At 65.5% G+C, this 14327-nt stretch carries 12 protein-coding genes and 1 pseudogene; 4 read left to right on the forward strand and 9 right to left on the reverse strand.

The features are described 5' to 3' along the window. From Q8Q77_RS07585 to Q8Q77_RS07605, 5 genes are all read right to left on the reverse strand, one after another. Positions 1-352: helix-turn-helix domain-containing protein (locus Q8Q77_RS07585; RefSeq protein ID WP_305582752.1), on the reverse strand; the 352-nt coding region annotated here is incomplete at its 3' end. 419 nt (positions 353-771) lie between these two features. Beyond that, entirely contained in the window at positions 772-1536 is a 765-nt protein-coding gene (locus Q8Q77_RS07590; RefSeq protein WP_305582754.1) for an SDR family NAD(P)-dependent oxidoreductase, read from the reverse strand. A gap of 312 nt (positions 1537-1848) precedes the next feature. Beyond that, positions 1849-2835 (reverse strand): MDR family oxidoreductase, encoded by a 987-nt coding sequence (locus Q8Q77_RS07595; protein WP_305582756.1) that lies wholly within the window; start codon positions 2833-2835, stop codon positions 1849-1851. A 163-nt stretch (positions 2836-2998) separates the two neighbouring features. Further along, on the reverse strand, positions 2999-4132 hold the full coding sequence (locus Q8Q77_RS07600; protein WP_305582758.1) for an acyl-CoA dehydrogenase family protein: 1134 nt from the start codon (positions 4130-4132) through the stop codon (positions 2999-3001). Positions 4133-4149: 17 nt separating this feature from the next. Further along, on the reverse strand, positions 4150-5349 hold the full coding sequence (locus tag Q8Q77_RS07605) for an acyl-CoA dehydrogenase family protein (protein WP_305582760.1): 1200 nt from the start codon (positions 5347-5349) through the stop codon (positions 4150-4152). Positions 5350-5821: 472 nt separating this feature from the next. Between Q8Q77_RS07605 and Q8Q77_RS07610 the strand changes: the two genes are divergently transcribed. The 4 genes from Q8Q77_RS07610 to Q8Q77_RS07625 all read left to right on the forward strand — a co-directional run bounded on the left by Q8Q77_RS07610 (position 5822) and on the right by Q8Q77_RS07625 (position 10818). After that, positions 5822-6442, forward strand: coding sequence for a 2-hydroxychromene-2-carboxylate isomerase (locus Q8Q77_RS07610; RefSeq protein WP_305582762.1), 621 nt, complete (start codon positions 5822-5824; stop codon positions 6440-6442). Between the two features lie 124 nt (positions 6443-6566). Then, positions 6567-7772, forward strand: coding sequence for an acetyl-CoA C-acyltransferase (locus Q8Q77_RS07615; RefSeq protein ID WP_305582764.1), 1206 nt, complete (start codon positions 6567-6569; stop codon positions 7770-7772). 371 nt (positions 7773-8143) lie between these two features. Continuing rightward, positions 8144-9292: an iron-containing alcohol dehydrogenase gene (locus Q8Q77_RS07620; protein WP_305582766.1), complete on the forward strand. Its 1149-nt coding sequence runs from the start codon at positions 8144-8146 to the stop codon at positions 9290-9292. Positions 9293-9441: 149 nt separating this feature from the next. Continuing rightward, complete coding sequence (locus Q8Q77_RS07625) at positions 9442-10818, forward strand: MFS transporter (protein ID WP_305582767.1); 1377 nt, start codon at positions 9442-9444, stop codon at positions 10816-10818. 254 nt (positions 10819-11072) lie between these two features. Here the strand turns inward: Q8Q77_RS07625 and Q8Q77_RS07630 are convergent, their stop codons facing one another. From Q8Q77_RS07630 to Q8Q77_RS07645, 4 genes and pseudogenes are all read right to left on the reverse strand, one after another. After that, positions 11073-12032 carry an alpha/beta fold hydrolase gene (locus Q8Q77_RS07630; RefSeq protein WP_305582769.1) on the reverse strand — a complete coding sequence of 320 codons (960 nt, stop codon included), beginning with the start codon at positions 12030-12032 and terminating at the stop codon, positions 11073-11075. A gap of 63 nt (positions 12033-12095) precedes the next feature. Continuing rightward, positions 12096-13526 (reverse strand): aldehyde dehydrogenase family protein, encoded by a 1431-nt coding sequence (locus tag Q8Q77_RS07635; protein ID WP_305582771.1) that lies wholly within the window; start codon positions 13524-13526, stop codon positions 12096-12098. Positions 13527-13613: 87 nt separating this feature from the next. Beyond that, the gene (locus tag Q8Q77_RS07640) at positions 13614-13931 is read right to left on the reverse strand and encodes a 2Fe-2S iron-sulfur cluster-binding protein (protein WP_305582772.1); all 318 of its coding nucleotides are present in this window, start codon (positions 13929-13931) and stop codon (positions 13614-13616) included. Positions 13932-14008: 77 nt separating this feature from the next. Further along, positions 14009-14327, reverse strand: a pseudogene (locus Q8Q77_RS07645) (alcohol dehydrogenase); the annotation flags it as partial.

Raw genomic sequence — 14327 nt, forward strand, 5'->3', positions numbered from 1 at the left:
CGGTGTGACGATGGATCAGGGGGCGTCCCTTCTTGTCGACCATATGCACGTCGCCCCAGTGCACGATCGCCATGACCACCGGATGGAGATCCAGGCCCTTTTGGGTAAGGCGATACTCGTAGCGCATCGGGTTTGTCTGGTAGGCCACCTTCGTCAGCACAAAGGCGTCTACGAGTTTCTTCAACCGATCAGTCAAGATCGGTCGGCCGATCCCGAGACGCTCTTGAAAGTCGTCGAACCGGCGCACCCTCAAGAAGCACTCCCGGAGGACAAGCAGCGTCCATCGATCGCCGATCACGGACAGCGTCCGCGCGACCGAGCACGGTTGATTCTCAAGTTCATGCCACTGCATATCAAACGTCCCTAGGTCCTGAATAAATTAGGGTCCATGCCAAATGCGAACTAATATAGAGTGCGCCATGCTATTTTGCTACCCGTTGTGCGGATTGCCCGGCAGGGGGCGCCTGCGTAACCTCGCAGCACAACCTGGTCGCATCTTCACCTCAGCACATTGCCCCCGTGGATAGGAGGCTGTCCGGCGGAGGTCGCAGCCGGGGGCAGCGATCACGGGAGTTCACCGCCTGACGGCGAAGACTCGCGACATCAGAGTCGATCCAAAGAACTCAATGGAATCGAGTTTATCGGCCGCGTTCTGTGTGACTGCAGGTCCTGATCGCGGTTTTGACTGCGGGCGTGTGCCACCCCAGGGTCACGCTTCAGACCACGTCGTCGCGGGCGAAGGAAGCTCGCCAGGCGACGACGCGGCCGGGTTCACCATTTCTCGCCCGCGGGGCGGATCTCTTGCTCGAAGGTCCGAGCGTCACTGGGTTGTTGGTGGATCGCCCAGTAGGCCTCCGCCACCGCAGCCGGTCGCATCAGAACATGGTCCGTGACTGGCCCGTCACCGGCGTTCTTCTTGCGCATATCGCGAACCCAGGCTGTGTCCACGCCGGAGTCGATGACCAGGTGGGCGACATGAATGCCCTGCGGTCCGAATTCGCGAGCGGTGGACTGCGCCACGGCGCGAAGCCCAAACTTCGCGCTGGCGAAGGCCGCAAAGCCGACGCCGCCACGAAGGCCCGCGGTTGCGCCGGTAAAGAAGATCGAACCGGCGCCGCGGGGCGCCATGTGGCGCGCGGCCTCGCGTCCGCTGAGGAAACCGGCAAAGCAGGCCATCTCCCACACCTTGCGGAAGACGCGGGAGGTCGTTTCGACCAGCGGGAAGTTGACGTTGGCGCCGATGTTGAAAACCGACACCTCGATGGGCGCGGTGTTTTCCGCTTCCTGATAGAACGCCATCATCTGATCCTCGTCCCGGGCGTCAAGAGCCTTGGCGACGATGCGGCCGCCGGCGGCCTCGATCTCGGCCTTCAACGGTTCGAGCTTCTCAGCCTGGCGGCGGCCGACGAAGACGATGTAGCCCTCGGACGCAAACTTCTTGGCGATCTCGGCGCCTATGTAGTCGCCGGCGCCGATTATGACAGCGGTCGCGTTCCGGGGCTTCGGCGGGGTCGCCTGAGTTGATGTGGCGGACATGGCCATCCTCTGCCTGGTGCGCGGAAGAGATCGCGCCTCCGACCTTGCCAACGATCTCGAACGAATGACCGTACTGGCGTCATCCAAGTGCGTTCGTTGTTAAAACTAATCAAGTAGGCTAGTGATCGGGAGCGACGATCTTCGCGCGTCCCTCTGGATCGGCGACGAGCGACGGGACATGAAGTGGTCTGGACGCCGCGCCACCCCGACGGATCAGCCGCGTGTCGTCTCGCCCTGTCTTCCCAAGCGTGTCCTTTCGACGAGCGCAGGCAACCTGGGCGGCGCGGAGCGGCCACGCCCCGCGCGAAGGTCTCATCGGCGAACGTCGACCACGGTGCGGCCGCGCACCTCGCCGCGCAGGATCGCCTCCGCCACCTTGGACGCGTCCGCGAGGCCCACCTCGGTGATGGTCTGCTCAAGCTTGGCGAGATCGAGATCGCTCGCCAGTCGCTCATAAGCCTCCACGCGCACCTCGTGGGGTGCGTTGACGGAGTCGATGCCCGCGAGGGTGACGTTTCGCATGATGAACGGCAGCACCGTCGTGGGCAGGTCCGTGCCCTGGGCGAGCCCGCATGCGGTGACCACCCCGCGATACTTCGTCTGCGCCAGCACATTCGCCAGGGTGTGGCTGCCGACCGAGTCGATCGCGCCCGCCCAGCGTTCCGCACCCATTGGCCGGCCCGCCGCCGACAACTCCGCGCGGTCGATGACCTCGGACGCCCCTAGAGCGGTGAGATAGTCCCTTTCCTCAAGCCGCCCGGTCGAAGCGACCACCCGGTAGCCGAGGCGGGAGAGCAGCGCGATAGCGACCGAGCCGACGCCGCCGTTCGCGCCTGTGACCAGGACATCGCCCCGATCCGGTCCGACGCCCCCGTGTTCCAGCGCCAGCACGCTCAGCATCGCCGTATAGCCCGCCGTCCCGATGGCCATCGCATGGCGTGTGGAGATCGCCTCCGGCAGCTTGATCACCCAGTCGCCGCTGACCCGGGCCCGCTCGGCGTAGCCGCCATGATGGGTCTGGCTCAGGCCCCAGCTGTTGACGACCACCCGGTCGCCCGCGGCGAACCGCGGGTCGGTGGAAGACTCCACGACGCCGGCGAGGTCGATGCCGGGAACCAGAGGAAAGTTCCTGATGACACCGGCGGCGCCGGTGATCGCGAGCCCGTCCTTGTAATTCACTGTCGACCATTCGATCGCGATGGTTACGTCGCCCGCGCCCAGGTCGGCGTCTTCCATCGTCTCAAGCTGCGTCGTGATCTTGCCGTCTGTCTTGCGCGCCACCAAAGCCCTGAAGCTCATCTCTCTGTCCCCTTGATTCTATCTGAGTGTGTCGCTTCAGGCCGCCGAGCTTTCGAGCTGCTGGCCCCTGGTCGCGGATAAGTAGGATTTCGACACTAACGCGCCTATCGTGTCACGTTGTCAAATCGTCGAACCTCTTACGAATCTGGAGCTATATCGGCCCTCATGCCGCTCGCCCGAGTGCGACGTAGCGTTCGATGTGGTGGTCCACATCGCCCAGGTGATGATCGAGCATGATGAGGCGCTTGACGTAGTGCGAGAGCGGAATCTCCCACGTCATGCCGATGCCCCCATGTAGCTGAACCGCCTCCTCGGCGACGAGCGCGCCGACCCGGCCCAAGGTGTACTTCGCCGCCGAAAGCGCCCGTTCGCGGACGGTCCCGTCGTCATGGAAGGCGGCCACTGCATTGAAGAGCGCGGAGCGGGCCTGCTCGATTTCGATCAAGAGCGTGGCCATCCGGTGCTGAAGAGCCTGGAAGCTCCCGATCGGCTGTCCGAACTGGACGCGCGTCTGCAGGTACTCGACGGTCGAAGCCTTCACCACATCAAGGGCGCCTATGGCGTCGGCGCAGAGGGCAAGAATCCCCACGCCTGTGACCTGCTCGACCAAGACGAACGCGCCCCCTTCGACACCGAGCAACGCATCTGGAGCCACCTCGACATCGTTCAGCACGACCTCTGCACTGCGGGCGCCGTCCACTCCCGCATAGCCTTGGATGGTGAGGCCAGCCGCCGTCACCGGAACCAGGAAAAGCGAGACGCCGGCTTCGTCGGCGGCGGACCCGGAGGCTCGGGCCGAAACGATGAGGTAATCCGCGGCGTCGGCGAACGCGACGACGGCCTTGGTCCCAGACAGCCGCCAGCCTTGCGCAGACTTCTCCGCCCGGGTCTCGACGCGGCTCAGCTCGTAGCGGCTATGCGGCTCCTGGTGTGCGAAAGCGACCACGGTCTGGCCGCCGATGATCGCGTCGAGGAGGTCTTGCGATGCGGCGGTCGCCACGCTTGCCAGAACGCTTCCCGCCATCAGGCATTGCAGAAAGGGCCCCGCCACGGCCCCACGTCCCAGCGCTTCGAACACGACGGCGATGTCACCGGGCGCGCCGCCATAGCCCCCAGCCGCGGGGTCGAACAGCGCTCCGAGGACGCCGAGTTCAGCAAGCTGCGTCCAGGCCTCCAGGCTGTATCCAGGCGCGCGGTCGACTAGTCGGGCCCGCGCCTCCAGCGGATAGCGCTCAGCGAGGAAGCGGTTGAGCATGTCCGACAGCATTTGCTGGTCGGCGGTCGGGTTGAACTCCATGATTTGTGCTTCCTGTCTCAGAGCTTGAGTATGGCTTTGGTGATGATGTTGCGCTGCACCTCGTTGGAACCGCCGTAGATCGTGAGTTTTCGGCCATTGAGGTAGGTGGACGTCACGCCGGCGGCATAGGCCGGCCCGACCGGCGCGGCGTTAGCGCCTGGTTCGAGGCAGTCGCGCCGGAAGGGAACGGCGTAGGGGCCCACGGCCCGCCGGATAAGAGCCTGGATTTCCTGTGCGACCTCTGTCCCTTTGACCTTCAGCATGGAGCTTTCGGCTCCGGGCGCGCCCCCGGCCGCGGCCGCGGCCACGACGCGCAGGGTGGTCGTCTTCAGGTTCTCCAATTCGATCTCGGCCTTGGCGAACCTGGCTGCGAAGTAGGGATCTTCTATGAGGGGCCGGTCGCCCTTGGTCTCCCGCTGAGCGATCTCCCTCAGAAGCTCGAGGGACGCGGACGACGCACCGACCATGGCCATGCTGGTGCGCTCATAGGTCAGCAGATACTTCGCGTACGTCCAGCCCCCGCCTTCATCACCGACGAGGTTGGACACCGGAGCGCGCGCGTCCGTGAAGAAGATCTCGTTGACCTCGTGGTCGCCATCCAGCGTGATGATGGGCCGCACCTCCACGCCAGGCTGGTTCATATCCAGCAGGATGAAGGAGATGCCCTCCTGCTTCTTCCCTGAGCTGTCGGTTCGGGCCAGGAGGAAGATCATGTTCGCGTGCTGGGCCAACGAGGTCCACGTCTTCTGCCCGTTGATGACGTAATGATCGCCCTGCCGCACGGCGGTGGTCTTCACCCCCGCAAGGTCCGAGCCGGCCCCGGGCTCCGAATAGCCCTGGCACCACCAGTCGTCGCCCCTGAGCATGCGTGGCAGCCAATGGCGTCTCTGTTCCTCGGACCCGTACTTGATCAGCACCGGGGCCAGCATCTTGAAGCCAAAGGCGATGGTAGGGGGGGCATTGGCAAGCGAGGATTCGTAGTCCCAGATGAAGGTCTGGGTCGCCGTCCAATCCTGGCCGCCGTACGCCTTTGGCCAGTGTGGCGCGAGCCAGCCGCGCGCGTTCAGCGTCGCCTGCCAGCCCTCGAAATCGGCCTTGCCGAGACTTTTTCCGAACCGAACGCGTTCGGCGAGCTCGCGTGGCAAGTTCGCCGCTAGGAACGCCCGCACCTCCTGCCGAAAGGCCTCGTCTGCAGCGTCAAAGGTGAGGTCCATCATCTTCCTCCAAGCGGACGCCGGCGCCCGACCAACTTGGACGTCCTAACACCATCAGTAGTATAATGGAACCCAGTCCACCGAGCGATCGCGATCGATGCGCGGGGACCGTCGGCCTCGAAAGAAGGGACCGATTGAATCGGCCAGAGGGCAGGCGGGGCGCGCGCCCAGCAGGTCATGCCGTGGATCGATCGGAGGATCGACTTTGAAGCTGCGCTGATGTCAACCTTCGACTCGCTACGCCAGAGGAGACCGGTTCCTATCGGTGGACCAGCTTGTGGTTCGCGCCGGAACCGTGCCGAAGCTGGCCTCACGGAGTCGGATGCCGCGATCACCGGTGGACGGTGACGCCATCGGGGCAGGGTGAGTGACGCGCATGGAAACAGCTTGAACTTGCTGCCGACCTCTGTCAGTGCTATTAAAATACTTACTGTGCGACCGACGTCGCACGAGGCGCGGCCGCAGGAACGCATGGATGAACGTCACCTTCTATTTCGATTTCGGAAGCCCGAACGCCTATATGAGCCACCGCGTGCTCCCGGCGATCGAAGCCAGGACAAAGGCAAGGTTCGTCTATGAGCCGATCTTGTTGGGTGGCGTGTTCAAGCTGACGGGCAACCAGTCTCCGGCGACGGCGTTCGCGAGCATCAGGAACAAGCCCGACTACGACCGGATTGAGATCGCGCGTTTCCTCAAGAGGCACGGGCTCTCGAACTTCCAGTTCAACCCGCATTTCCCCATCAATACCCTGCAGTTGATGCGGGGGGCCGTGGCGGCCCAGGTCGCGGGGGTGTTCGAGGCGTTCGTGGACCAGGTCTACGACGACATGTGGACGCGGGGCCGCAAGATGGATGACCCGGAGGTCTATGCCGCATCGCTGGTGGAAGCCGGCCTGCCGAAGGACGAGATCCTCAGGCTCTCCCAGACCGAGGAGGTCAAGTCCAAACTGGTCGCGAACACCCAGGCGGCCGTCGACGCAGGCGTCTTTGGCAGCCCCTCCTTCATGGTTGGCCAAGAGCTCTATTTCGGGAAGGATCGGCTCCGCGAGGTCGAGGACGAGATCGTCCTGCAGACTAGGGGCGTCGAGGCGGCCTAGGCGGGCGACGATACCGCCCGCTGGCGCTGGCCGTCTCCTCACCACTCAATTCCGAAGGCAGGCCCCGCCCGCCATCACACGCGGCCCCCGCCGCACACTCTCGCTATCGAGCAGGAGCCGTCACATGCGTGAGGCCGTCATCGTCGCCGCCAAGCGGACCCCCATCGGCAAGGCCTATCGCGGCGCCTTCAACAACACCTATGGCGCCACGCTGGGCGCCGAGGCGATCCGCGCGGCGGTGGGCCAGGCGGGCGTCGATCCCCGCGAGATCGACGACATCGCCATGGGCTCGGCGCTGCAGCAGGGCACGACCGGCAACAACATCGCCCGCCAGGCGGCGCTGCGCGCCGGCCTGCCCAACACCGTCTCCGGCATGACCATCGACCGCCAGTGCGCCTCCGGCCTGATGGGCGTGGCCACGGCGGCCAAGTACATCACCGCCGATGGCGCCACCGTCGCCATTGGCGCCGGCATCGAGTCGATCAGCCTCGTGCAGAACGCCCACGTCAACGGGTTCATGGCCAGCGACCCTTGGCTGGCCGAGCACGTGCCCGCGCTGCGCACTTCGATGATCGAGACCGCCGAGGTCGTCGCCGAGCGCTACGGCGTCAGCCGCGAGGCGCAGGACGACTACGCTCTGCAATCCCAGCAGCGCACGGCCCAGGCCCAGTCGGAAGGCCGTTTTGCCAACGAGATCATCCCGGTGACCACCGTCATGAAGGTGCTGGTCAACAAGGAGACCGGTGAGACCGCGGACAAGGAAATCACCATCTCCGGCGACGAAGGCAACCGCCCGCAGACCACCCTGGCCGACCTCCAGAAGCTGAGCCCGGTTTTCAAGGGCGGCCACTATGTCCAGGAGGGCAAGTTCGTCACCGCCGGCAACGCCAGCCAGCTCTCCGATGGGGCCGCGGCGATCGTGCTGATGGAGCGCAAGGAGGCCGAGAAGCGCGGCATTGAGGCCCTGGGCGCCTACCGCGGCATGGCCGTGGCCGGCTGCGGCCCCGAGGAGATGGGCGTCGGCCCGGTCTTCGCCATCCCGAAGCTGCTGGAGCGCAACGGCCTGACCGTCGACGACATCGACATCTGGGAGCTGAACGAGGCCTTCGCCTCCCAGGTGCTCTACTGCCGTGACAAGCTGGGCATCCCGAACGAGAAGCTGAACGTCTCGGGCGGCTCGATCTCCATCGGCCACCCCTACGGCATGACCGGCGCCCGCTGCACGGCCCACCTGCTGTACGAAGGCAAACGCCGCGGCGCCAAGTACGGCGTCGTCACCATGTGTGTCGGCGGCGGCATGGGCGCGGCGGGCCTCTTCGAGATCTTCTGAGACGTGCGGCTGCGGCGGCTTCTGTTCGGGCCCCGCGAATGGGTGCCGGTCGCCTCCTTGGCGTGCGAGCCCGGGCGACCGATTGGCTATCGGATGTCGTGCTCCGGATTGAGCAGCCTCGAGCGGTCGCGCGCTCTATGGCGCGCCGCCTCCGGGCTGTGCCGACCCGCGGAGCCTTCGTCCCGCCGGCAGATCCGCGTCGAAAGTCGGCTATCGAAATGGTTCAAAAGTTCTGATTTAGCACTATCACCTTTTTTGTTTTCGTTTACCGTACGTAAAACGCTGTAGCGCACGGCGAATGGCGAAAAAGGACCAGGGAGGAGCGAAAGATGCGGCTCGTAGGCGTCCAACACTTTCCGCCGATGGATCGAGTGATCTTCGGCCAGGCCGCAGCGGAGGCGGTCCTGGCGGAGGCGCAGCGCCTTGGCGCGACGCGCGTCTACCTGGTGGTCAGCCACACGCTCAACACGACGACGGATGAGATCGAGAAGATCCGGGCGAAGTTGGGCGACCGCTACGCCGGCGCCTTCGATGGCGTGCCGCAGCACACGACCCGGGCAAGCGCCGTGGAAATCGCCAAGGCCGCGACAGCGGCGGGCGCAGATCTCCTGATCGCCGTCGGCGGCGGTTCGGTGGTCGACGTGGTTAAGATCGTCACCGTGTGCATGGAACACGAGATTTTCGACGAGGAGGGCCTCGACGGTTACGAATTGACCGCGGGCGCGCCGGGCGTCCCGGTCTCATCGAAGTCGTTCCGGGCGCCAACGGTGCGCTCGATCGTCGTTCCCACAACGCTAAGCGGCGGCGAGTACAACGCCGGCGCCCTGGTGACCGACACCCGGCGGGATTGGAAGCAGATTTTCCACCACCCCCTGATGATGCCGCGCGCCATCATCCTGGATCCGCAGATCACAATCCACACCCCGGAGATCCTTTGGCTGGGCTCCGGCACGCGGTCGATGGATCACGGAATCGAAGCCCTGTGTTCCGGTTTTGGCACCCCGCTGGTGGACGCGGTCGTCACCGAGGGGATCGGCCTGCTTGCGGAAGGCCTGCGTCGCTGCAAGGCCGACCCGCTGGACCTGGAGGCGCGACGGCTGGCGCAATACGGCTCCTGGCTTTCGGCCTTTGGCCTGCAGACCCGAGTCCCGATGGGCGCCAGCCATGCCATCGGCCACGTTCTCGGCGGAACCTTCGGCGTGCCGCACTATCTCATCACCCCGGTCCTGATGCCGCATGTCCTGCGATACAATCGCTCGTCCACTGAGGACGCGCAGCGCCGAATTGCGGCGGCCTTGGGCGCCGCCGGACGCAGCGCCGCCACCGCCGTCGAGCAACTGGTTCAGGAACTGGGCTTGCCCGGCAAGCTCAGCGACGTGGGCATCCAGCCCACCGACTACGGACGGATTGGCGAGATCGCGGTGAAGTCGGTGTTCGCCCCCGTCAACCCGCGTCCGCTGGCTCAGCCGGCCGATGTGGTCGCGTTGCTCGAGACAACGAAGGATTTGGTGGCCGCCTAGCCCGCCGGACCCTCACGGCCGCCGACTGGCGATGGCCAGACGGCGGCTACCGGCCGCGGCGCCAGGCGCGCACTCGCCCGATCTGCGCGCCTGGCCTCATTCTGCACCGCGGCGCGCAGCTGCCAATCCGCAATTCGCCAGGATACCCCATGACCGCGCTGCCGACCCAGATCGCCGACCCTGCGCTCGTCCAGGCGCCCGTGGGCGTTCCCTTTTCGCCGGCCTATACGCGCTACGCCATGTGGTTGCTGCTCGGCATCTACATCGCGAACTTTCTGGACCGCCAGGTCGTCACGATCCTCGCTGAGCCGATCAAGCAAGATCTGGGGCTCGCCGACTGGCAGCTCGGTGTGCTGAGCGGTCTGGCCTTCGCAATGTTCTACACCCTCTTGGGAATTCCCATCGCCCGGATCGCGGAGCGGCGAAATCGCCCAATGATCATCGGCGCATCCGTGGCGGTTTGGAGCGCGTTCACGGCCTTGGGGGGCGTGGCCCAGACCTTCGCCCAGCTCGTTCTCTTCCGCGTCGGGGTGGGCGTTGGCGAGGCGGGATGCACCCCGCCCGCCCATTCCCTGATCGTCGACTACGTCCCGCGGGAGAAGCGCGCCTCGGCCTTGGCGTTCTACTCGATGGGAACGCCGATCGGCACCCTTCTCGGCCTTGCCCTCGGCGGCCTGGTGGCCGACGCCTATGGCTGGCGGGTCGCCTTCCTGATCGCAGGCGCGCCCGGACTGATCTTTGCGGCGCTCGCCTTTACGACGCTGCGCGAGCCTCGACGCCAGCTGGCGCACGATGCGGCTCATCTCGCCTCGACGGCCGCGACTTTCGGCGAGACCATGGCTTACCTCGCGCGGCGACGGACCTTCTGGCTGGTGGCCATGGGAGGCGCGATCACGGCCTTCGTCGGCTTCGGCGCAGCGCCGTTCACGGCTTCGTTCTTCTTGCGGAACCACTCCGCCGAGATCGCCGCGCTCGCGGCTCAAACCGGTGAAGTCTTCGGGTTGCAAATCCGATCGATAGGGTTCCTGGGTCTCGCCCTGGGCCTGATCAGCGGATTGAGCGGCGCCCTCGGGGCATTGTGCGGCGGCTGGCTCTCGGATCGGCTCGGAAGTCGAGATCTTCGGGCCTGGATGCTTGCGCCCGCCGGAGCGAGTCTGCTGTCCATTCCCATCTTCGTCCTTGCCGTCACAGTGTCCCATGCGGCCATCGGCCTGGGACTTCTGGCGCTCAATGGCTTCCTAGGCACCTTGTGGTTCGGGCCCGTCTACGGGACCGCCCAATCCGTCGTGCCGCCCCAGATGCGCGCGACCGCAGCGGCCGTCCTGCTCTTCCTCGTCAACCTGTTCGGTTTTGGGCTTGGGCCGATAACCATTGGGGCCGCGTCAGACATGTTCAACTACGGCTTCGACTTTGGTCCTGCAGAGGGGGTCCGATGGGCGCTCGTGGTTGGGAGCCTATTCGGCGTCGTCGCTTTCGGGTGCTTCTGGGGCGCTCGCAGGACGATCCGCGAAGACACACTGAGCTGACCCACGAGCAATACAGTTCAATTATAGACCGCCGTTCGCTCGCCTCGACGTCTCCTACGACCCCTATACTGCCAACCCGCTCGGGCGGGTGATCAAGCTCGGCGTGACGAAGCGCTTCCAGAGTCGGTCGGGCAGACCCAAGCTAGACGGTGACGCGGGAGGCCTTCCGCGTCACCGGAAAAGCGGTGATCCGCCCAGGCACCTTGTTCAGCCATCGGCTGCCCCGGCCTGGCAGGGGAGACCAATGGCCCCCGCTACAGGCTGGTTAGCCATGGCAGCAGCAGATTGTTGACCTCCTCGGGCCGTTCCTGCTGGGTCCAGTGTCCGCAACCGGGGAGCATGTGCGCCCCGCGCAGGTCGGGCAGTTCGTCTGTCATGAGGCTCAGGCGGTCACCGAACATGGACAGGACACTGTCGCGGTCGCCGGCGATGAACAGCGCGGGTTGCTCGATGCGCCGTCCCTGGAACTGGCGCAAGAAGGTGAAGTCGCGGTCGTGATTGCGGTAACGGTTCAGGCCCCCGCGGAAGCCGGAACGTTCGAGTTCGCTGACCATGAAATCGATATCGGCATCGCTTAGCCATGCCGGGAAGGGGTCGGGATCGGGAAGGCCCGTCAGAACCCGGTCGCCCAGGCGCTTGTCCGAACGCCAAGCTTCCGTCGGCGCCTCGCCGCCCCAGGCGTAGTAGAGCCGTCGCACAGCTCCGCGAACATCCGCTTCAAGTTCCGCCTCGGCCACGCCCTCGGCCGCGAAATAGTCCTGGTAGAAGAACCGGCCCTTGCTCTTGTAGACGGCATCGATGATGTCGCTGAGGGAGCGGGTCGGAACCCCGGTATAGGGCACCGAGAGGCCTGCTACAGCCCGTACCCGCTCCGGATGGACCAGGGCGGTGGTCCAAGCAACCGGTGCGCCCCAATCGTGCCCGATCACGACGCCGGGCTGATCGGGGCTCAAGGCTTCGATCAGCCCGGCCACGTCCCCAGAAAGGCTCTCGAGATCGTAGGCCTCGATAGGGTGCGGCTTGTCCGACCCGCCATAGCCGCGCACATCGATGGCGCAGGCGGTGAAGCCCGCAGCCGCGATGGGGCCCATCTGATGGCGCCACGAGTACCAGGACTCGGGAAAACCATGGACCATGACCACCAAGGGACCTTCGCCCTGAATGGCCACATTCAGCTCGACCTCTCCGACTGGCACCCGGCGAAATTCAGTCATGTCCATCCATCCTCAGCAGCCAGGAAGGCCGTACTTGCAGGTAAGTTATATTGTAGAACTGTATCAAGCGGAGGCGCGATGGATCACGGCCTTCGTCTCCAGGTAGTCGGCGAAAGCCGCTTCCCCCCATTCCCGTCCGTTTCCTGACGTCTTGTACCCGCCGAACGGGGCGGCGCCGTCTTCGCTCGCCCCGTTGATGTAGACCATGCCCGCTTCAAGCCGCGCGGCGACCTCTTCCGCCTGCGCGTCGGTCGAGGCCTGCACATAGGCGGCGAGACCATACGGCGTGTCGTTGGCGATGCGGATCGCCTCCTCGACGTCGCCGTAGTCGATGATGCAGAGCACCGGACCGAAGATCTCCTCGCGGGCGATCGTCATGTCGTTGGTGACATCCGCGAACACGGTGGGGCGGACGTAGTAGCCCTTGGACAGGCCCTCTGGGCGCCCCGGACCGCCGGCGACGAGGGCGGCGCCCTCCTCAAGACCCTTGGCGATGAGGGCCTGGATGCGCGTCCACTGCGCCTCGGAGACCACCGGCCCGAGGTAGACGCCTGTCGTCGGATCGCCCACTGGCAATGTCTGCACCACATGAGCGGCGATCGCTTTGGCTTCCTCGAGCCTTGTGGCGGGCACCAGCAGCCGCGTCGGGGCATGACAGGTCTGGCCACTGTTCATCATCACGCGATGGATGTTCTCGCCGATCGCCTGCGGCAGATCGGCGCCCTCCAGCACGATGTTCGGCGACTTGCCCCCCAATTCCTGATGAACGCGTTTCACCGTGTCCGCGGCGCGCTTGGCCACGTCGATTCCTGCGCGCGTCGAGCCGGTGAAGGAGACCATGTCGATGCCGGCATGCGCCGAAATCGCGGCCCCGACGGTGGGGCCGTCGCCGTCCACGAGGTTGTAGACACCAGCGGGCACGCCAGCGGCGTGGAGGATCTCGGCGATGATGTGCGCCGTGAACGGCGTCACCTCGGAGGGCTTGTGCACCATGGTGTTGCCGGTCGCGATCGCCGGGACGATCTTGCACATCACCTGATTGATCGGCCAGTTCCAGGGCGTGATCATGCCCACCACGCCGATCGGCTCCCGCTTAACGGTCGTCCGCGGACTGGCGGCATGCTCGAAGGCGTAGGTTTTCAGCACCTCGATGCCCGTCATCAGGTGCATGAGTCCCGAACCGACCTGCGCCTCCAGGGCCAGCTTGGCCGGAGCGCCGAGCTCCTCGACCAGGGCGTCCGCAAGCTCCTGCTGGCGCGCCGCGAAGCCTGCGAGGATCGCATTGAGCAGCGCCAGCCGGTCTTCCCGCGAACTGAGGGAGAAGCTCTGGAAGGCGCGCCGCGCGGCGCTCACGGCGCGGTCGACGTCTTCGTGGGTCGCCAGGCAGATTTGGCCGGCGACAGCCTCGGTGGCCGGGTTGATCACGTCGTGCGGAATACCGCCGGCGCTCTCGACCCACACGCCGTCGATATAGAGCTTGCGATAGTCTCTCATTGTGTTGGCCTTGTCCTGTTTTGAGGTGGCGAGCGGCGCGGAGCCGACCGGAAGTGAAGGCCGAAGGGCCAGCAGCTTTGGCGGCTGCTATTGGCTTTCAGGCATGGTGATACGGATGCCGTCGAACGCGGCGGTGACCTTGAGCTGGCAGGCCAGCCGACTGCTGGACGTCGCGCCATCGGCGAACTCCAGCATCTGCGCCTCGGTGGGCGAGCGATCGGGCAGTGCGCCAAGCCACGCCGCATCCACATGGACGTGGCAGGTGGCGCAGGCGCAGGCGCCGCCACAGTCGGCGTCGATTCCGGGCACGCCGTTCTTGACCGCGCCTTCCATGATGCTGAGGCCGATAGCGATGTCGAGGGTGTGCGCCTTACCGCTGTGCTCGACGTAGGTGATCTGCGGCATGGGGTCTTTCCAGTTGCGGGGGGAGGGGAGGGGGTGCGGGGAGGTTGGGCCCCCCGCACCGCCAGCGGCCGAGAAGGCTAGGCGTCGAACAGGATGACGCTGCGGGCGAGTTCGCCGCGCTTGAGTTCAGCGAAGGCTTCGTTGACCTGGTCGAGCCTGATGCGTCGCGAGATCATCTGGTCGAGGTGAAGCTTGCCCTGCATGTAGAAGTCGACGAACCGAGGAAGGTCCACAGGGAAGCGGTTGGATCCCATGAAGCTGCCCTGGATCCGCTTCTCGCCGAGGAACTCGTAGCCATCGAGTTCGATCTTGGTCCCCACCGGGATCATGCCGATCACGTTGGCGACGCCGCCGCGCGCCAGCATGGCGAACGCCTGTTCCGTCGTGGCCTTCAGG

The organism is Phenylobacterium sp., assembly GCF_030698145.1.
Classification (GTDB): Bacteria; Pseudomonadota; Alphaproteobacteria; order Caulobacterales; family Caulobacteraceae; genus Phenylobacterium.

Coding starts and splice junctions, on each gene's coding strand:
- Q8Q77_RS07635 (WP_305582771.1), bottom strand. CDS start 13,526: ATGAGAGACTATCGCAAGCTCTATATCGACGGCGTGTGGGTCGAGAGC.
- Q8Q77_RS07610 (WP_305582762.1), top strand. CDS start 5,822: ATGAACGTCACCTTCTATTTCGATTTCGGAAGCCCGAACGCCTATATG.
- Q8Q77_RS07600 (WP_305582758.1), bottom strand. CDS start 4,132: ATGGAGTTCAACCCGACCGCCGACCAGCAAATGCTGTCGGACATGCTC.
- Q8Q77_RS07595 (WP_305582756.1), bottom strand. CDS start 2,835: ATGAGCTTCAGGGCTTTGGTGGCGCGCAAGACAGACGGCAAGATCACG.
- Q8Q77_RS07625 (WP_305582767.1), top strand. CDS start 9,442: ATGACCGCGCTGCCGACCCAGATCGCCGACCCTGCGCTCGTCCAGGCG.
- Q8Q77_RS07605 (WP_305582760.1), bottom strand. CDS start 5,349: ATGATGGACCTCACCTTTGACGCTGCAGACGAGGCCTTTCGGCAGGAG.
- Q8Q77_RS07630 (WP_305582769.1), bottom strand. CDS start 12,032: ATGACTGAATTTCGCCGGGTGCCAGTCGGAGAGGTCGAGCTGAATGTG.
- Q8Q77_RS07640 (WP_305582772.1), bottom strand. CDS start 13,931: ATGCCGCAGATCACCTACGTCGAGCACAGCGGTAAGGCGCACACCCTC.
- Q8Q77_RS07590 (WP_305582754.1), bottom strand. CDS start 1,536: ATGTCCGCCACATCAACTCAGGCGACCCCGCCGAAGCCCCGGAACGCG.
- Q8Q77_RS07615 (WP_305582764.1), top strand. CDS start 6,567: ATGCGTGAGGCCGTCATCGTCGCCGCCAAGCGGACCCCCATCGGCAAG.